Origin of the sequence: Neptunicoccus cionae, from assembly GCF_002860325.1 — a bacterium.
GTDB lineage: Bacteria > Pseudomonadota > Alphaproteobacteria > Rhodobacterales > Rhodobacteraceae > Amylibacter > Amylibacter lutimaris.
Genome location: NZ_PKOJ01000010.1, coordinates 102,456 through 118,977 on the forward strand (window position 1 = coordinate 102,456; position 16,522 = coordinate 118,977).

The window sequence follows — 16,522 nt, forward strand, 5'->3', positions numbered from 1 at the left end:
TAGGGGCGGATCACTGCGCCCTTTCGCATCTCACACTGCTTTCGCGCAACCGACGCAGCTCTTGCGAATTTTCGAAACAGCTTTGTTTTACATCCGGACAACGGGGTGCAAAAAGACAGCCCTCTCGCGCTGCAAAAGGGTCCGCCGCTGCTGCGCCCAGCTTTTGTTTGGGCAGGCCCACTTGCGGGTCGGGCAGCAAGGTCGCAGACAGGAGGGCGCGGCTGTATGGATGGCAGGCATCCGCAAAGAGTGCATCCGTCGCAGCTTCTTCGATTTTCTGCCCGAGATACATGACAGCCACGTGGTCGGCCAGATGCTCGACCACGGCGAGGTTATGGCTTACAAACACCATTGTGAGTCCGAGGTCTTTCTTCAGCGAAAGCAACAAGTTAATGATTTGCGCCTGCACCGAAACATCAAGTGCCGACGTCGGCTCGTCACAGATCAGAACGCGGGGGCCGAGGATGAGGGCGCGGGCGATGGCGACCCGCTGCCTTTGCCCGCCTGAGAGTTCACCGGGGTAGGCATCGGCCAATCGTGTAGGCAGCCCCACCAGATCGAGCATCCTTTTAACCTCTGCATCGACATTCATGCCGCCATGCAATCGCAGCGGCTGACCTACAAGTGTCTGGATGCGCTTGACCGGATTGAGCGAGGCATTGGGGTTCTGAAACACCGGCTGGATCAGCCGCACACGATCGGCAACCGCCATCGCGCCGATCTTTTGGCCTGCAATCTCGACCTCACCACAATCAGGTTTTAGCAGACCCAGCATGATACTGACCGCCGTGCTCTTGCCACAGCCGGATTCACCGACGAGACCAAGCGTTTCGCCTTCAGCCACGTCTAGCGACAGGTCGTTGACAGCCACCAATTCTTCGGTCGGGGCGAACATGCCACGGCGCAAGCGATAGGTTTTGCGGATGTTGCTCATGCGGATCATCGGGATCGGGGCGGTCATACTGACACCTCCGCTGCTTTGACACATTCAATGAAATGTCCTTGTCCGGTGCTGACAAGTGGCACCGGATCGTTTGCACACTCCGGTCCGGCAATAGAGCAGCGATCACGAAAGGCGCAGCCCTGCATCGTGCCAATCAGTCCCGGCACACGTCCCGGAATGGCAGGCAATTCACTGCCCCGCCGGGTGACGCCCGGAACCGGAATGGCAGCAAGCAACCCTTTGGTATAGGGGTGGCGCGGCGCGGCAAAGAGTTCCACGGCGGAAGCGCGTTCCGCAATCCGGCCGGCGTACATCACCGCGACATTGTCGGCGATGGCCGCGACCACGCCCAGATCATGGGTAATCAGCAAAAGCGACAGGCCAAGATCGGCTTGCAGTTCGCCCAGAAGCGTCAGGATCTGGGCCTGAATGGTCACGTCCAGCGCCGTCGTCGGCTCGTCCGCGATCAGCAAACCGGGCCGTCCCATCAGCGCCGAGGCGATCATGATACGCTGGCGTTGCCCGCCGGAAAACCCGTGCGGGTATTGTGTCAGCCGTGCTGCCGGATTGGCGATTCCCACGCGGTCGAGCATCTCAATTGCGCGGGCGTCAGCTTCGCTCCGGCTCAATTTTTCGTGGCGCATGACGCCTTCGGTCAGTTGCCGCCCTATGGTAAGCGTCGGGTTCAGCGCGCTGGTCGGATCCTGAAAGATCATCGCCACATCGCGGCCACGCAGCTTTGCCAGTTTGGCGTCAGTCTTGGTACTAAGGTCCTGCCCCGCCATCTCGAAACGGTCGCTTGTAACCCTGGCATAGCGCGGTAGCAGCCCCATAATCGAAGTCGCCGTCAGTGATTTACCGCAACCCGACTCCCCCACTAGGCAGAGCGTCTCTCCCTTGGCTATCTGTAGATCTACACCCCGAACCGCGTTCAACATGCCTCTGTCGGTGGGGATCGACACCTTCAGATTGCGTATATCAAGCATCATCTCGGTCATTTGCGTGCAGGCCCCGTTATGTCGCGCATTCCGTCACCAAACAGGTTCACCGCGAGCACCAGCACACAAAGCGCCGATCCGGGCAGAGCGATCAGCCACGGATCAAACAGGATATTGTCACGGCCTTCGGAAATCATCAGTCCCCAGCTTGGTGTCGGCGGACGCACCCCGAGCCCGAGGAAGGACAAGGCCGCTTCCAGCAGGATCACGTTTGCAACCTCCAGCGACACGACGACAAGGATCGTGGCGCGCATGTTGGGCAAAATTTCACGGAACAGGATAAGCGTCCGGCTGGCACCGATGGCCCGCAGGCCCATAATGAATTCCTGATGCCGCAGGCTTTGTGCGGCAGCGCGGGTGACGACTGCAAACCTGTCCCACAAAAGCAGCCCCAGCACCGTTATCAGCGTCGTCAGGGATGCTCCGCCCAAAGCCACAGCCGCCAAAGCAACCAGCACGATAGGCAAAGACAAACGCGCTGTTGTGGCAAAGCTGATAACCATGTCGATCCAGCCGCCAAAATATCCTGCAATCAGGCCAAGCGTGATACCGATGACCCCGGACACAAGGATCACCCCCAGTCCGACACCCAACGAGACCCGCGCCCCGTAGATGAGGCGCGACAGGTAATCGCGTCCCAGATGATCGGTTCCAAGAAGATGTTCCGGCACCGAACGGTCATGCCAGAAAGGGGGCAGCAGTCGCCGGGTCAGATCCTGTGCAATCGGGTCGTGGGGCGCAAGCAACGGCGCGAACACAGCAATGAGGATAATAATCGCCAGAAGTGTTCCTCCGATCAGGGTGCCTGTATTGCCGCGCATCTTGCGCCAGACCGTGGGGCGGGCGGTTTCCATATTGACGTCGGACATCAGGAGTTCCCTCTCAGGCGCGGATCCAGCACCGCGTTCAGGATATCGGCCAGCGTGGTCAGGACCACATAAAGCAGCGAAAGGATCAGGATGATTGCCTGTACCACCGGAAGGTCACTGCGCAGAAGGGATTCCCAAGCCAGTCGCCCCAGCCCGTTCAGCGCGAATACACTCTCAATCACGATGGAGCCTGACAAAAGCTGGCCCAGTTGCACCGCAGCCAGAGACACCAGTGGCAATACCGCATTGCGCAGGGCATGGCGCGAAATCACCAGATGCATCGGCAGTCCTTTGGCCCGCGCGGCCCGCACGTAATCCGTAGCCAACACATCGATCATGCCCGAACGCGTAATACGCATGAGTTCCGGGATAGCATAATAACTCAGCACGATGACCGGCAGGATGTAACCCTGCCATGTGTCCGCACCCGAAATCGGAACCCAGCCATACCAGACGCCAAAGACAACGATGGCCATCAAGCCCAACCAGAAACTCGGTATTGCCTGACCCGAAACGGCAATCACCAGCGCGAAGCGGTCAAGCCAGCCGTTCGGCCGGAGCGCCGCCGCGACACCTAAAGGCACCGCGATTACCAAGGCCACCAGAAATGAAATGAAGCCGAGCGTCAGTGTGACGCCGACACGGTTGCCGATGATCTCGGTCACCGGCACATTGAAATAGATGCTCTGCCCCAGATTGCCGGTCAGGGCACTTCCGATCCAGTCAAGGTATTGAACGATCAAAGGCCGGTCAAAGCCATAGGCCACGCGGATCGCCTCGGCATCCTCGGCCCGGCCACCGGCTCCTGCGATGGCAATCGCAGGGTCACCCGACACGAACATCAAGCCAAAGCTCAACGCCGAGACAGTCAGACAGACAAGAAGCGCCACAAGCAGACGTTTGGAAATGAAAGAGAGCATAGGTCTTTCCGTTATTTGGGCCGGACGTCAGGGAGAAAACCGTCCGGCCCGTTACGTTGGCAGCGCCAGCTTACTTCCAGCTTGCAGCCCACCAACGGGCAAACTCGTCAGGGTGCGGAGTGAAGTCCAGATCGTTGGACAGACCATAGTTGACGTTGAAATTGTACATCGGCATCCAATAGGCCTCTTCCGCAATCTTCTTGACCGCCATGGAATAGTTCTCTGAACGCACATCGCGGTCCGATGCCGTGTCGGCCTCGGTCAGCCATTCGGCCAGTTCAGCGTCCTGCACAAGGTCATCCGCGCCGCCGCCAAAGAAGTTGGACAGGATAAACGCGGTGTCACCGATGCCGTAGCTGCCCCAGTTCGAGAAGAACGCCGGAAGTTCTTTGGCACGCCATTTGCCGATACCGGAAGAATACTGCTGCTCGTTCAGCTCCAGCGTGACACCGACTTTGGCGAGATCAGCGGCCACAGCTTCGGCTGTCGGGCGCGGCATGGCAGCAAAGACCATCTCCATCGTGAAGCCGTCTTCATAACCGGCTTCCGCCAGCAACGCCTTGGCTTTTTCGGGGTCGTAGTCATAGGCCGCTACATCCTGTTCGCAGCCGAACTGCGCAGGATTGCACGGGGTGTTCAGCACCTTGGACGCGCCACCGGCAAAGGCGTCAACGATCGCGCCACGGTTTGTGGCGTGGATCAAAGCCTGACGGACACGTTTGTCGGCAATCGGCGTGTCTCCGGCCATCGCCTCGGGCGCAAAGCCAACATAACCGATGCGCATGATTGGCGCGCTGATGATCTGCACACGGCTCTCAAGCTTCGCCGCCTGATCCGGTGGAATGCGCCAGATCCAGTCCAGCGAACCGGACATCAACTCGGCGTATTGTGTGTTCATCTCGGGGATGGTGCGGACAGAAATCTTGTCGATGGTAGCGCCGGATTTAGGGCTGCCTTCGTAGTGATCCTCGAACCGTTCCATTTCATACCGGATGCCCGGTTCCTGACTGATCAGCTTGTAGGGGCCGGTTCCGATCGGAGTGGCAGACATACCGGCGGACCCGTTCTCTGCAAAGAAGGCGTGCGGATAGATCGGTAGCGCATCAGCCAGCATCTCGATCGCACCGGCAAAGGGTTTGGACATGTTGATGCGGACCTTATAGTCGTCCAGCTTCTCGACGCTGTCGATCCAGTCAACCGAGATCGAATAGCGGGTACCGTATTCCGGTGTGATCACTGTGTTGAGCGTTTCAACCACATCATCGGCGGTAAAGTCGGCGCCATTGTGGAACTTGACACCTTGGCGGAGGACAAATTCCATTGTCAGCGGGCCGGTGAATTCCCAAGATTCAGCCAGAGCTGGAACGATCTCTCCGGTGTCGAGGTTCTTGTAGAGCAACCCGTCATAGATGTGCCGTGCAAGGATCAGACCCTGACGCCCGGCGATCTTGTAGGTATCGAGCGGCTCCGGTTCGGCAGCGAAAGCTACGTTGAGCGCGTTGGAGGCCTTATCGGCAAGGACCGGTGTGCCAAGTGTCAGCGCTGTGCTGGCAGCAAGGGCGGCCATTACAGTGAGGCCTTTTAGGGTAAATGTCTGTGTCATGTATCTCTCTGTCGGTTGAGTGAAGGGGAGGTGATTTACGCCGGTTTTCCGGTTCTAAGCGGGCTGTTTTGCACCCCGCGCTATTTCGGCCAGTGTTTCGCCCGCACGCAGTCGTTCAAGGATCGTGACCTCTTCCTCCTGCATTTTACGGGCGCGTTCGACGTGGGCTGCGGCCTGATCCTTGTCCAGTACGGCAACCCCGTTTTCGTCAGCCAGAATGATATCGCCGGGCCGGACAGAGACGCCACCACACCCCACGGTCACGTTGAAATCGCCGCCAAGCCCGCGCGGCTTGGTGGTGATCGGTGACCGCCCGCGGCACCAGACTGGAAAGTCTTCTTGTTCAATGGCGGAGCGGTCGGTGACAAAACCGTCGATCACCGCCCCCACTACGCCGCGTGCTTTGGCGGCTGCCGTTGTTACGGCGCCCCAGCAGGCGTGACGAAGATCGCCGCAACGGTCAATGACGATGACTTGCCCGGGTTTTGCGACGGACAGTGCCTCGGTCAGCATCGCGCCGTCATCGCCAAGCATCCGCACAGTCAAGGCGGGTCCAAAGACAGCCCGACCTGGCAACAGCCCCTGCAGCGCAGGCGACATAAAGCCGGATTCAAGGAAATGGCCCAGCGTTGCTGTTTCGATGTCCGAAAGGTCGATTTGAGATGTCATGCCCTGTCCTGTCGCCTGATTTGTGGGAAAAGGATGGCGGTGAGACAGCCGGTGGGTCAAATAGCCGGAGGTTATGGCAAGCATAACCTCCGGCACGAACGGGGCGTTCAGACCGCCGCTGTAATGATGAATTCCACCTTGTACTCCGGCGTGGCCAACTTGGCTTCACCACAAGCACGCGCTGCCGGATTGGCAGGATCGATCCACTCGTCGTAGACCGTGTTCATTCCCTCGAAATCGGCCATATCAGCAAGCCAGATGATGACTTGCAACAGCTTTGATTTATCACTGCCTACTTCCGCAAGCAGGCGGTCGATGGCGTCCAGACAATCCTGGGTCTGGGTGGCGATATCGGCACCGGCAGTGCCGACCTGACCGGCAAGGTAAACGGTGTGGTTGTGAACGACGGCCTGACTCATACGTGGGCCGGTGTGAAAACGGGTGATGCTCATGTTTTTTGCTTTCTGATGAAATGAGCGGCAAGTTTATACTAACGCAGGCAATGGGCACAGATGCGCCCCATAGCCTGAACCCATTTCAAGTATTGGCGTTGACTATGCTGGGATTGGTGAAAATAGGGTACCCTCAGACAACCCTAACATGAAAACGAATCGCCCGTATGAACATCCAAACGCAATCCGACCTGAACTGGAACCTGCTGCGCATGTTCTACATGATTGCGAAAGAGCAAAGCATTACCAAGGCCGCGAACCGGCTTGGCCTGAGCCAGCCGTCTGTCAGCAACGCGCTGCAAAAGCTCGAAGCCCAGCTCGGTTGCCAGTTGGTCTTTCGCGACAGCCGCCACTTTGAATTGACAACCCGCGGCGACAAAATCTTTCAGGAATGCCGCGACATCTTTCACAGTGCCGAACGGATCAATCTTCTGGTCCGTGATGCCGAAGAAGAGGAACGCGGGCAGGTCCGGTATCAGATCATCAGCAATCTGGTGTCTCCGATGATGGACGAGTTATTGCGGCTTTACCATCAGCGGTATCCGTCAGTGGCCTTTCAAAGCGAGGTCCAGAACAGCCAAGCGATCGTCCGCTCGATCCAGCAGGGGCGCGCAACGATCGGTTTCTGCCTGCTGGCCAAGCCCCTGGTCAACCTGCCTTCGATACGATTGTTCCGGGAAGAATTTTATGTGTTCTGCGGCGCCGAGCATCCGCTGTTCGGGCAGGAAAGCGTCGCGCTGCGTGATCTGCAACGCGAACCCTTCATCAGCTTTGCTTGCGCCACCGAAGGAATGGGGCTGGAGCCGATGTCGGTTTTGCGCGAAGGGACACGGCTGGGCAATCGCATCAACGGGTTGAGCACCAACATCGAAGAAGTGCGGCGCATGATCGTGGCCGGAATGGGCATTGGTATCCTGCCGCTGATGACCGCGCAGGATGACATTAGGCGCGGCGACCTGTGGCCGATCAAAATTACCGACGAAACGATAGGGGCGGATGTGTATCTGGTTCACGCCCCGAGAGAGAAACTATCGCCCTCGGAGCAGAAATTCGTGGATATCGCGCAAGAGCTTCTGGCGTTTTACCCCGATATGGTGTGATCTCGCGCCATATTGGCTGCCGCCAGATCCTGAAGCGCCATGCCGGCGGATTTGAAAACGGTGCGCGCGGTGTCATCGCTGCGCCCTGAATGGTCACCACGGCAGAGTTCCGCCAGATCAGCGCGGATGTGGTCCGCTGTGATCTGTCCCGCTTCAAGCGGTGCGGCAAGATCGCCCGCCAAGGACGCCCCTGCCCGCAGATCGACGAAAACTTCTGCCTGCTTGATCGCCTGATCGTCGCTTTCGCGCATGTCGCCCTTGAATGCACCGATCAAATCAAGGTGGCTGCCTGCTTTGAGCCATTCTCCATGAATGATGGGCCTTGTCGAAGCTGTGACGGTACTGATCACATCCGCTTCGCGACAGGCCGTTTCAAGATCGCTCACCGGTTGGGCGGGTAAGCCCTGCTTTCTTAGCGCGGCGGCCACAGTCGCTGCCTTTTCGCTGTTCCGGCCCCAGATTGACACCGAAGTATAGGACCGCACTGCACTATGCGCCGCCGCGACAGCAAGCGAAAGCTGCCCGGTGCCGACAACCAGCAAATTGCGGGCATCCTTGCGCGCAAGGACATCTGCCGCCAGTGCCGAGGCTGCTGCTGTGCGCCGCGCGGTCAAAGCATCACCATCCAGAGCCGCCTGCATCTGTCCGTTCTCGCCGTCAAACAGCAGATAGCCCGCGTTGATCGTCGGGAGGCCCTTGGCAGCGTTCTCGGGGAAAAAGGTTACCACTTTAACACCGATGCTTTCGCCCGGAACCCAGGCAGGCATGATCAGAAGCGATGCTTCGCTACCGTCGGGCTGCTTTATTGTCAGTACCTGCCGGTCCGGCGCCTGCACCGGCTTGCCGCTATACCATTCACGCAACTGCCCGATCAGATCCGGCCAGTCCAGCGCGGCTTCAAGCGCCTCATGTCCGATCAGAGTGCTCATCGATCCGCCCGTTTGGTCACTGCATGCAGCAGAATGTTAAGCCCGGCAAGAAAGCTCTCGGGCGTGCAGTTTTCTTCGTTGTTGTGGGTAATACCGTTTTCGCAGGGCGCAAAGATCATTGCGGTCGGGCAGTGGGTGGCAAGAAAGTAAGCGTCGTGACCGGCCTGACTCTGGATATCGCGCCAGTTGAAGCCCATGCGGACCGCCTCGTCGCGGATGCCGTCGATCATCTCGTGGTCAAAGATGTCGCCGCCCCATTCCCATTCATCCTCGATCACCGCCTCGCAGCCACAACGCGCCGCGGATTCAAACAGCGCACGACGCATTTTCTCTGCCATGGCGCGGGTGGTAATCGGGTCGGGATGGCGCACATCACAGACCGCTTCGGCAGTATCGGACAAAATCCCCGGCTTGTTGGGCCATGCGGTCAGCCGCGCGGCCGTGGCCTTGCCGTCATGGACCGCGAAATCCCAACCGATGTCATCCACAGCGGTCAGCCAGCGAGCCCCCGCCGCCAGTGCATTCTTGCGCAGGTCCATCGGTGTTGGACCGGTGTGCGAGGTCTGGCCCTTGAACGATGCCCGCATACCGCGCACCGGATAACCGCCAGTTACGATGCCGACCTGCCGCTTTTCCGCATCCAGGATCGGCCCCTGTTCAATATGCAATTCGAAATAGGCGTCGATTTCGCCTGCCGTGCAAGCCCGTTCGCCCTTGTAACCGATCCGTTCCAGTTCATCACCAAAGCGCGCGCCATCATCACCGATCAGGTCATGCACCCAGTCGATGTCATACTTCCCGACGAAACAGCCGGAGGCGACCATTGGCGGCGAGAACCGCGCGCCTTCCTCATTGGTCCAGTTCACCACCACAATGGGGCGTTTCGTGACATGGCCCGCATCGTTCAGGCTGCGGATCACTTCCAGCCCGGCCAGAACGCCTGCGATTCCGTCAAAGCGACCGCCGTTGATCTGGGTGTCAAGGTGGCTGCCGATCAGGATCGACGGCAGGTCGTTGTCCGTGCCGTCGCGGTGGCCGAAGATATTGCCGGCGGCATCCACTTCGACACGCAAACCCGCCTCTTCGCACCAGGACCGGAACAGATCGCGCATATCACGGTCGGCATCGCCAAGCGTCAGGCGCGACAGCCCGCCGGGGCGGCCTTTTCCAATCTCGCCAGAGGCTTCGATGGTGGACCAGAAACGGTCAAGATCGACACGGGTATCGGGGTTAAACGACATGGAAACCTTCTTTCTTTCGAGGGTCGGGATCAAAACAGGATGCCCGGAAGTTCGGTAATCAGAGCAGGGAAGAGAACAAGTAGAAGCAGCACGCCAACCATCACACCAAGGAAAGGGATCAGGTATTTGAACGATGCGCTAAGCGAGATTTCACCAACCCGGCATGCGGCCATCAGGTCGATACCGAGTGGCGGAGTATTGGCACCAACAGCCAGATTTATGGTCAACAGGATGCCGAAATAGACCGGATCTATGCCATAGTGGCCAAGGATCGGCAGGAACACCGGAGCGAGGATCAGAATAATCGCAATACTTTCCATGAAGGTGCCAAGGATCAACAGGACCGCCATCATCATCAAAAGCGCGACGGTTGCATTTTCCGTGGCCTGCGTGATGCCGTTTACAGCCATCTGTGGCACTTGTTCCGCTGCCAGAATCCAGCCAAAGACAGAGGCCGCCGCGATCACCAACAGGATCACGCCGGTCATCTCGGTGGTTTCGCGCAAAAGCCGCATCAAGGTTGAAAGCGACAGAGCACGATAGACAAACACTCCGATAAACAGCGCGTAGGCCACACCGATCCCCGCGGCCTCTGTCGGGGTAAAGATGCCAAGGCGGATACCGCCCACGATGATAATCGGGGCGAGCATGGCAAGGATTGATCCCTTTGCCGCGCGGCCCAGTTCTCCCCATGAAAATGGCTCCCCGCCCTGCCAGCCATTGCGGCGGGAGATCCACCAGGCGACAAGCATCAGGCCGAGGCCGAGCAGGATACCAGGCACGATCGCAGCGACAAAAAGCTGGCCGATAGAGCTGTTGGTAGCGGTGCCGTAGACGATCAATACGATTGACGGCGGGATGACCGTGCCCAGCGATCCGGCACAGCCCAACGCAGAAGCCGAAAAGCCCGGCGCATAGCCCTGATCCTTCATCGCAGGCAACATCATTGTGCCAATGGCCACCACGTCGGCCACGCCGGAGCCCGAAAGCGAACCGAACATCATACAGGCAATGATCATCACCATTGCCAAGCCGCCAGTGCGCCGCCCAATCAGGGCAGAACACAGCGCGATGATCCGCGGCGCAAGTCCGCCATGGACCATAAGCAAACCCGCCAGCAGGAACAGTGGAATTGCCAGCAAGGTAAAACTGTTGATCCCCGCGACTGCGCGTTGCGCAACCACAATCAAAGGTGCGGTATCGGCAATCAGAAGGTAGATCATCGAAGACAGGCCGAGGGCCACAGCGATGGGCGCGTCAAGCAGCACCAGCACCAAAAAGACCACAAGAAGCAAGGCAAGAGCGAGGCTCATGAGCGGCCTCCTTTCAGGATCAGGCCCAGCAGTGCAAATCCGCAGCAAACCGGCAAAGAAAGATAAAATATTCCGACGGGCAGCGAGAGAGCCGTGGTCTGATGCGACCATGTAATCTGGGTCAGATTCCATCCGGTCCATATGAACACTGCAAGGAAAGCAAAGGTCGCCAGCCAAGCCAGAACGGCAAAAAACCGACGCAACGGCGCGGGCATCCTCACCAGATCAAGCAGTCCCGCGCGGAAATGGGATCCGCGCACAAAGCCCGAGATTGCCCCCACAAAGGTCAGCCAGACCAGCGCCATGCGTGGCAGTTCCTCGGCCCAGCGCGGGGTGGACGAAAACAGGTAGCGCGAGATGACAACGTAAACGACCATCGCCGCAAACCCCGCCACCAGCGCCGCGCCAACCCAGCGCGCCGCACGGTCAATAACTGTGGCCGCGCGCAGCGACCCGCTTCCAAGTGTCATGGTTTCAGAAATCCTTCCGGTCCGCGGCAGAGCATGCATTCGTCGCAATAAGCCGCAACAACCACCCATTCGTCCGAAATCACCTCTACCGTGTGGTCCAGACCGGGGGGCAGGCGCACGGCAGTGCCTTCGGTCATGTGGTATTCCTCGCCCGCCGCCCGCAGGATCGCCTCGCCTTTCAGCGTAAGTGTTACCTCGTCACGGGGGTGGCTGTGGGCGGTGGATTTCGCACCCTTCCTGCCGGTGGTCACAGAGAGCTTGATAAAGCCTTCACCGCGCGCAGCAGGTGAGAAAAGTACCTTCTGCGAAAAGTCGTAAAGTTGCACCGGTTCCACCGATGCAACTTCTGTTATTTCAGGACGCAGGGTCATTTGCGATAGGTGTTCAGAATAGTCAAAAGCTCTTCGCCATAGACATCCTTCTGGCTTTCCCAGATCGGCTCGACTGCTGCGATAAAGGCGGCTTTGTCGACCTCGTTGAACTGCATGCCTTTTGCTTCAAGCTGTGCGATCAGCTCGTCATTGGCAGCGGCAACCATGTCACGCTGTTTCAGGCCCCAGGATGTGGCGGCTTCCATGACGATCGCCTGATCGCCGGAAGAGATCTTGTCCCAGACCGATTTTGACATGGTGAGGGTCGCAGCACCCCAGATGTGTTCGGAGAGAGAAACGTATTTCTGTACTTCGAAGAAAGACGCCGAATAAATGATTGCCAGCGGGTTTTCCTGCGCATCGAACAGGCCTTGTTGCAGCGCGGAATAAAGCTCGCCGAAAGACAGGGGCGCAGGTTCCGCACCCAGACCTTCGAAGGTTGCCAGCCGCACTTTGTCCGGTGTCACACGGATTTTCAAACCGGCGAGATCTTCAGGCTTTTCAACGGGGCGAACATTGTTAGTAATGTTGCGGAAACCGTTTTCCCACCAGCCCAGAACCTTTATGCCCTTGGCGTCAAGCATATCGCCCAGCGCGGCTCCCAGATCACCGTCGAGCGCCGCAAAGGCCTGATCCCGAGCACCCCAAGCATAAGGCATTTCAATGATGCCCATGCGCGGTTCAATACCTTGGAACGATCCCGAGCCGATCAGGCCGGCTTGCACAGACCCGAATTGCAGACCTTCGATAACTTCTTTCTCGCTGCCAAGCTGTCCCGAAGGGAAAACCTCGATAGCGACGCGCCCTTCCGTGCGGCTTTTGACCTCTTCTGCGAAACCGGTCGCGGCAGTGTGCCAGCTGTGGCTTTCCGGCAGGACGTGACCCAAGCGGATCGTCACGTCGGCGGCCAGAGCGGCAACCGGCACGAAGGCCGCGAGGCTGGCAGCCAGCAGGCCGCCCTTGATTAGGGTAATGGGGGATTTCATTTTTAGTTTCTCCTGTTGAACAGCAATTCCCGCAGAAGAAATACCGAACGCGATTTTCGCGCAAATAGGCCCAGACTATGATTGATACAGTTTTTCTGAATACCCGAGCGGCTGCGTTTTGCATGTGCAGCTCTCACAGTTTCTTGAGGAGGGATGCGGAACCATTCCCCTGTTCACAAGTTACCTCAGGACCGGTGATCATGCTGGCGGTCCCGCCGGCATGACCATCCCATGGAAATACACGCACAAAAGGCGATATGTTATGAAAATCCTTATGGTACTCACCTCCCACGACAAACTTGGCGACACAGGTAATAAAACCGGCTTCTGGCTTGAGGAATTTGCCGCCCCTTATTACGTGTTCAAAGACGCAGGAGCGGAGATCACCCTTGCCTCCCCCAAGGGCGGGCAACCCCCGCTTGACCCTTCCAGTGACTCGGAAGACGCGCAAACAGACGCCACAAAACGGTTTAAGGGCGACGACGCCGCGCAAAAGGAACTCGCCAATACCAAGGTTCTTTCTGAGGTGTCGGCTGACGGATTTGACGCGATTTTCTATCCGGGCGGTCATGGTCCGTTGTGGGATCTGGCAGAGGACGCAGACAGCGCCCGTCTGATCGAGACATTTGCCAGCAGCGACCGCCCTGTCGGCGCGGTCTGTCACGCTCCGGCAGTATTCAAACACACCAAGGGATCAGACGGCAAACCGCTCGTTTCCGGGCGCAAGGTAACGGGCTTCACCAATAGCGAGGAAGAAGGCGTCGGCCTGACGGACGTGGTGCCGTTCCTTGTGGAAGACATGCTGAAATCCAACGGCGGCGACTATCACAAAGGGGACGACTGGGCATCCTTTGTCGTCACCGACGGCAAACTGGTCACAGGCCAGAACCCCGCATCCTCGGAAGAAGCGGCGGAACGCTTGCTCGCGCTATTGTCGTAAGCCTTTACCAAGGCGGAGGGCGCCCAGCCCTCCGCAGTTTACGGGATTCGCCCGCCTGCCCTGCTGGCAAGCAGCCAAATGACTAAAATTTACCCGCCGTTTTCCGAAAAACCTTTACAACTGTGCGTTTTATAGCACCGAAGGGCGGAGTCTTCGTCCCGCGCAAGCCTTTTCGCTTGATATTTTGCTGCTTTCGGATCATGTACCCCCGCATGAATGGCGGCCACCCTATTGGCCACCAATACTGGAGAAAACATGGCTAAAGAAGAACTTCTCGAATTCGATGGTGTCGTTGTCGAGCTTCTGCCGAATGCGACATTTCGGGTAGAGCTGGAAAACGGCCATGAAATTATTGCTCACACTGCCGGCAAGATGCGCAAGAACCGCATCCGTGTTCTGGCAGGGGATAAGGTACAGGTGGAAATGACCCCCTATGACCTGACCAAAGGGCGTATCAACTATCGCTACAAGTAATCCGCCGTGCGTTTGACCGCATGAGGCTGATACTCGGATCTGCCAGCCCCCGCAGGCTGGACCTGCTGGCGCAGATTTCCATCGCGCCGGCAGAAGTGCGCCCCGCTGACATTGACGAAACACCGCTAAGGGACGAAACACCCCGCGCCTATGTCCGCAGGCTTGCCGTGGCCAAGGCCGAAGCGATCACGCTGCAAACCGGCGAGGTCGTGCTCTGCGCTGATACCACCGTTGCCCTTGGCCGCCGCATCATGGAAAAACCCCGTGACCGCGCCGAGGCCGGAAAGTTTCTTACTTTATTGTCTGGCCGCCGCCATCAGGTCATCACCGGCGTTGCCGTGCGCTCTAACGACCGTCTGATCCACCGCGCCGTTATGACCCGCGTTAGCTTCAAGCGCATCTCGGACAGCGAAATGACCGCATATCTCGACAGTGACGAATGGCAGGGCAAAGCTGGTGGCTACGGCATTCAAGGCCGCGCCGCTGCTTTGATCCCTGCGATCAACGGCTCTTACTCAAACGTGGTCGGGCTGCCTCTGGCGGAAACCGCCGCCATGCTATCAGGATTTGGAATACGATGAGAAAAGGCCGGCTAGTTATTCTGGACCAGATTGAGGGCCGCGATTGCGCCGCCCTGATCGACGATGGCATTTTAACCGATCTGCTGGTTGATCCGGCCCGGGATAACTCCCCCCGCCCCGGCGCAATTTACCGCGCCGTGACCCAGCGCCCGATGAAAGGCCAGAGCGGCATGATGCTGGACCTTGGCAACGGGCAGACGGGCTATTTGCGGCAGGCCAAAGGCATCCCACCGGGCCAGACCATGCTGGTTCAGGTCTCCACCCATGCCGAGGGCTCCAAAGCCGCGCCAGTCTCTCCCAAGCTGTTGTTTAAAAGCCGGTATTGCATCGTCACACCGGACGCGCCCGGGTTGAACATCGCCCGCAAAATCCGCGATGAAGACGAACGGGACCGCCTGCTGGAAATCGCCCATGACGCGCTGGAAGATGCGGATGAAAGTCTGGGACTGATTGTCCGTTCTGTGGCTGACGGTGTTGCGGATGACGCCATCCATGACGACATCAGCGCCATGCGCGAAGCTGCCGAATCCGTCCTGCGCGAAGCCGGCGGCCCCCCTGCCCTGATTCGCCCCGCGGAAACGGCCCATCAGGTGGCATGGCGCGAATGGGTCGACCCCGATCCCGATGAGGTTATGCAGGAACACGGCGGGCTGGAACTGCTCGGCTTTCGCGATGCAATCGACGATCTGCTTGCTCCGCCTGCACGGCTGTCCGGGGGCGCGTGGATGGCCATAGAACCCACCAGCGCTCTGGTAGCGGTGGATGTGAACACAGGCGCGGACACCTCCTTTGCTGCTGGTTTGAAGGCAAATTTGGCCGCTGCAAGGGATCTGCCACGCCAGTTGCGCCTGCGCGGTCTCGGCGGGCAAATTGTCGTGGATTTTGCCCCCATGCCCCGCAAAGACCAGCGGCAGGTCGAACAGGCCCTCCGCGCCGGATTCCGCGCTGATGGCATCGAAACCGCACTGGTCGGCTGGACCGGACTTGGCCATTTCGAACTCCAACGCAAACGCGAACGCCTGCCACTGAAAGAGGTGCTGTCCTGATGAGTAGCTGCCCGATCTGCGACAAGGAAACCGACCCGAAATACCGCCCCTTCTGCTCCAAACGTTGCGCAGATGTAGATCTGGGGAAATGGCTGAGCGGAAGCTACATGATTCCAGGCGGAAATACGGATGAGGAAGACGGATTTTCATCTGATACAACGCCGGATGAGCCAAAAATTCATTAAGGCGCAAGAAAGCACTTGCCACCCCAGCCAGCCTATCCTAAAACGCCCCGACCCACGAAAGGCCAAGCGATCTTTCGAAACCCGTGCCCGGGTAGCTCAGGGGTAGAGCAGTGGATTGAAAATCCTCGTGTCGGTGGTTCGATTCCGCCCCCGGGCACCATTTTGCAATCTGACCTTGCAAGCTCATCCAAGTATCTGAACGGCAAGGTAGTTTTTGGGGTTCGAAGCCCCTCTTTTCGGCAGACATCCAGCTTTTCACAAAATACAAGTTTTAGCACCACCATTCTTACCTTATACGACCCATTTCTCCATACTTCGCAAGGGTTTGACAGAAATTGGTTGAGCTGCTCCCCATTTGTCGGACAGGATCTGGCGTAAATTAAGCTACTCTCTGCTCCTGCTGATCGGGTTGTGTTCTGTCATTTCTCAGCC

The 16,522-nt window shown here is 58.4% G+C and carries 19 protein-coding genes and 1 tRNA gene; 7 read left to right on the forward strand and 13 right to left on the reverse strand.

What is annotated here, in order from left to right:
- Nucleotides 1-10: 10 nt before the first annotated feature.
- From C0U40_RS18935 to C0U40_RS18965, 7 genes are all read right to left on the reverse strand, one after another.
- Nucleotides 11-961 (reverse strand): oligopeptide/dipeptide ABC transporter ATP-binding protein, encoded by a 951-nt coding sequence (locus tag C0U40_RS18935; protein WP_101657361.1) that lies wholly within the window; start codon nucleotides 959-961, stop codon nucleotides 11-13.
- Nucleotides 958-1,932 carry an ABC transporter ATP-binding protein gene (locus C0U40_RS18940; protein ID WP_101657382.1) on the reverse strand — a complete coding sequence of 325 codons (975 nt, stop codon included), beginning with the start codon at nucleotides 1,930-1,932 and terminating at the stop codon, nucleotides 958-960. Before C0U40_RS18940 ends, C0U40_RS18935 begins: the two co-directional genes overlap by 4 nt.
- Before the next feature lie 5 nt (nucleotides 1,933-1,937).
- Entirely contained in the window at nucleotides 1,938-2,810 is an 873-nt protein-coding gene (locus tag C0U40_RS18945; RefSeq protein ID WP_101657362.1) for an ABC transporter permease, read from the reverse strand.
- Nucleotides 2,810-3,730: an ABC transporter permease gene (locus C0U40_RS18950; RefSeq protein ID WP_101657363.1), complete on the reverse strand. Its 921-nt coding sequence runs from the start codon at nucleotides 3,728-3,730 to the stop codon at nucleotides 2,810-2,812. Before C0U40_RS18950 ends, C0U40_RS18945 begins: the two co-directional genes overlap by 1 nt.
- Before the next feature lie 70 nt (nucleotides 3,731-3,800).
- The gene (locus C0U40_RS18955; protein ID WP_101657364.1) at nucleotides 3,801-5,333 is read right to left on the reverse strand and encodes an ABC transporter substrate-binding protein; all 1,533 of its coding nucleotides are present in this window, start codon (nucleotides 5,331-5,333) and stop codon (nucleotides 3,801-3,803) included.
- Nucleotides 5,334-5,387: 54 nt separating this feature from the next.
- Entirely contained in the window at nucleotides 5,388-6,002 is a 615-nt protein-coding gene (locus tag C0U40_RS18960) for an RraA family protein (RefSeq protein WP_101657383.1), read from the reverse strand.
- Nucleotides 6,003-6,109: 107 nt separating this feature from the next.
- Nucleotides 6,110-6,454 carry a RidA family protein gene (locus tag C0U40_RS18965; protein WP_180957752.1) on the reverse strand — a complete coding sequence of 115 codons (345 nt, stop codon included), beginning with the start codon at nucleotides 6,452-6,454 and terminating at the stop codon, nucleotides 6,110-6,112.
- Between the two features lie 167 nt (nucleotides 6,455-6,621).
- Here C0U40_RS18965 and C0U40_RS18970 point away from each other — a divergent pair, with 167 nt between their 5' ends.
- On the forward strand, nucleotides 6,622-7,554 hold the full coding sequence (locus C0U40_RS18970) for a LysR family transcriptional regulator (RefSeq protein ID WP_101657365.1): 933 nt from the start codon (nucleotides 6,622-6,624) through the stop codon (nucleotides 7,552-7,554).
- Here C0U40_RS18970 and C0U40_RS18975 read toward each other — a convergent pair.
- From C0U40_RS18975 to C0U40_RS19000, 6 genes are read right to left on the reverse strand one after another with little or no spacing between them, the layout of a single operon-like run.
- The gene (locus C0U40_RS18975) at nucleotides 7,536-8,483 is read right to left on the reverse strand and encodes an ornithine cyclodeaminase family protein (RefSeq protein ID WP_101657366.1); all 948 of its coding nucleotides are present in this window, start codon (nucleotides 8,481-8,483) and stop codon (nucleotides 7,536-7,538) included. The two genes, C0U40_RS18970 and C0U40_RS18975, sit on opposite strands and share 19 nt — an antisense overlap.
- The gene (locus C0U40_RS18980) at nucleotides 8,480-9,724 is read right to left on the reverse strand and encodes a Zn-dependent hydrolase (protein ID WP_101657367.1); all 1,245 of its coding nucleotides are present in this window, start codon (nucleotides 9,722-9,724) and stop codon (nucleotides 8,480-8,482) included. The genes C0U40_RS18975 and C0U40_RS18980 overlap by 4 nt, the downstream gene beginning before the upstream one ends.
- A 29-nt stretch (nucleotides 9,725-9,753) precedes the next feature.
- Complete coding sequence (locus C0U40_RS18985; RefSeq protein WP_101657368.1) at nucleotides 9,754-11,037, reverse strand: TRAP transporter large permease; 1,284 nt, start codon at nucleotides 11,035-11,037, stop codon at nucleotides 9,754-9,756.
- Nucleotides 11,034-11,507: a TRAP transporter small permease gene (locus tag C0U40_RS18990; protein WP_101657369.1), complete on the reverse strand. Its 474-nt coding sequence runs from the start codon at nucleotides 11,505-11,507 to the stop codon at nucleotides 11,034-11,036. Before C0U40_RS18990 ends, C0U40_RS18985 begins: the two co-directional genes overlap by 4 nt.
- Nucleotides 11,504-11,878 (reverse strand): cupin domain-containing protein, encoded by a 375-nt coding sequence (locus C0U40_RS18995; protein WP_286135119.1) that lies wholly within the window; start codon nucleotides 11,876-11,878, stop codon nucleotides 11,504-11,506. The genes C0U40_RS18990 and C0U40_RS18995 overlap by 4 nt, the downstream gene beginning before the upstream one ends.
- Nucleotides 11,875-12,864, reverse strand: a complete 990-nt coding sequence (locus C0U40_RS19000; RefSeq protein ID WP_101657370.1) for a DctP family TRAP transporter solute-binding subunit — start codon at nucleotides 12,862-12,864, stop codon at nucleotides 11,875-11,877. The genes C0U40_RS18995 and C0U40_RS19000 overlap by 4 nt, the downstream gene beginning before the upstream one ends.
- A 262-nt stretch (nucleotides 12,865-13,126) precedes the next feature.
- On the opposite strand from C0U40_RS19000, the gene C0U40_RS19005 reads away from it, so the two are divergent.
- From C0U40_RS19005 to C0U40_RS19030, 6 genes are all read left to right on the forward strand, one after another.
- A complete protein-coding gene (locus C0U40_RS19005) occupies nucleotides 13,127-13,804 on the forward strand; it encodes a type 1 glutamine amidotransferase domain-containing protein (RefSeq protein WP_101657371.1) in 678 nt (225 codons plus the stop codon).
- A 255-nt stretch (nucleotides 13,805-14,059) separates the two neighbouring features.
- Entirely contained in the window at nucleotides 14,060-14,278 is a 219-nt protein-coding gene (gene infA / locus C0U40_RS19010) for a translation initiation factor IF-1 (protein WP_069301276.1), read from the forward strand.
- Between the two features lie 20 nt (nucleotides 14,279-14,298).
- Nucleotides 14,299-14,859, forward strand: coding sequence for a Maf family protein (locus tag C0U40_RS19015; protein WP_101657372.1), 561 nt, complete (start codon nucleotides 14,299-14,301; stop codon nucleotides 14,857-14,859).
- Complete coding sequence (locus tag C0U40_RS19020; RefSeq protein WP_101657373.1) at nucleotides 14,856-15,905, forward strand: ribonuclease E/G; 1,050 nt, start codon at nucleotides 14,856-14,858, stop codon at nucleotides 15,903-15,905. Before C0U40_RS19015 ends, C0U40_RS19020 begins: the two co-directional genes overlap by 4 nt.
- Nucleotides 15,905-16,090, forward strand: a complete 186-nt coding sequence (locus tag C0U40_RS19025) for a DNA gyrase inhibitor YacG (RefSeq protein ID WP_101657374.1) — start codon at nucleotides 15,905-15,907, stop codon at nucleotides 16,088-16,090. Before C0U40_RS19020 ends, C0U40_RS19025 begins: the two co-directional genes overlap by 1 nt.
- Before the next feature lie 85 nt (nucleotides 16,091-16,175).
- A tRNA-Phe gene (locus C0U40_RS19030) sits at nucleotides 16,176-16,250 on the forward strand.
- Nucleotides 16,251-16,522: the final 272 nt, after the last annotated feature.

What these genes read in the sequence shown, in the direction of transcription:
- C0U40_RS18995 (WP_286135119.1), bottom strand. Translation starts at nt 11,878, where the DNA reads ATGACCCTGCGTCCTGAAATAACAGAAGTTGCATCGGTGGAACCGGTG.
- infA (WP_069301276.1), top strand. Translation starts at nt 14,060, where the DNA reads ATGGCTAAAGAAGAACTTCTCGAATTCGATGGTGTCGTTGTCGAGCTT.
- C0U40_RS18960 (WP_101657383.1), bottom strand. Translation starts at nt 6,002, where the DNA reads ATGACATCTCAAATCGACCTTTCGGACATCGAAACAGCAACGCTGGGC.
- C0U40_RS18950 (WP_101657363.1), bottom strand. Translation starts at nt 3,730, where the DNA reads ATGCTCTCTTTCATTTCCAAACGTCTGCTTGTGGCGCTTCTTGTCTGT.
- C0U40_RS18970 (WP_101657365.1), top strand. Translation starts at nt 6,622, where the DNA reads ATGAACATCCAAACGCAATCCGACCTGAACTGGAACCTGCTGCGCATG.
- C0U40_RS19025 (WP_101657374.1), top strand. Translation starts at nt 15,905, where the DNA reads ATGAGTAGCTGCCCGATCTGCGACAAGGAAACCGACCCGAAATACCGC.
- C0U40_RS18985 (WP_101657368.1), bottom strand. Translation starts at nt 11,037, where the DNA reads ATGAGCCTCGCTCTTGCCTTGCTTCTTGTGGTCTTTTTGGTGCTGGTG.
- C0U40_RS18965 (WP_180957752.1), bottom strand. Translation starts at nt 6,454, where the DNA reads ATGAGCATCACCCGTTTTCACACCGGCCCACGTATGAGTCAGGCCGTC.
- C0U40_RS18935 (WP_101657361.1), bottom strand. Translation starts at nt 961, where the DNA reads ATGACCGCCCCGATCCCGATGATCCGCATGAGCAACATCCGCAAAACC.
- C0U40_RS19000 (WP_101657370.1), bottom strand. Translation starts at nt 12,864, where the DNA reads ATGAAATCCCCCATTACCCTAATCAAGGGCGGCCTGCTGGCTGCCAGC.
- C0U40_RS18940 (WP_101657382.1), bottom strand. Translation starts at nt 1,932, where the DNA reads ATGATGCTTGATATACGCAATCTGAAGGTGTCGATCCCCACCGACAGA.
- C0U40_RS19020 (WP_101657373.1), top strand. Translation starts at nt 14,856, where the DNA reads ATGAGAAAAGGCCGGCTAGTTATTCTGGACCAGATTGAGGGCCGCGAT.
- C0U40_RS18990 (WP_101657369.1), bottom strand. Translation starts at nt 11,507, where the DNA reads ATGACACTTGGAAGCGGGTCGCTGCGCGCGGCCACAGTTATTGACCGT.
- C0U40_RS18955 (WP_101657364.1), bottom strand. Translation starts at nt 5,333, where the DNA reads ATGACACAGACATTTACCCTAAAAGGCCTCACTGTAATGGCCGCCCTT.
- C0U40_RS18945 (WP_101657362.1), bottom strand. Translation starts at nt 2,810, where the DNA reads ATGTCCGACGTCAATATGGAAACCGCCCGCCCCACGGTCTGGCGCAAG.
- C0U40_RS19005 (WP_101657371.1), top strand. Translation starts at nt 13,127, where the DNA reads ATGAAAATCCTTATGGTACTCACCTCCCACGACAAACTTGGCGACACA.
- C0U40_RS18975 (WP_101657366.1), bottom strand. Translation starts at nt 8,483, where the DNA reads ATGAGCACTCTGATCGGACATGAGGCGCTTGAAGCCGCGCTGGACTGG.
- C0U40_RS19015 (WP_101657372.1), top strand. Translation starts at nt 14,299, where the DNA reads ATGAGGCTGATACTCGGATCTGCCAGCCCCCGCAGGCTGGACCTGCTG.
- C0U40_RS18980 (WP_101657367.1), bottom strand. Translation starts at nt 9,724, where the DNA reads ATGTCGTTTAACCCCGATACCCGTGTCGATCTTGACCGTTTCTGGTCC.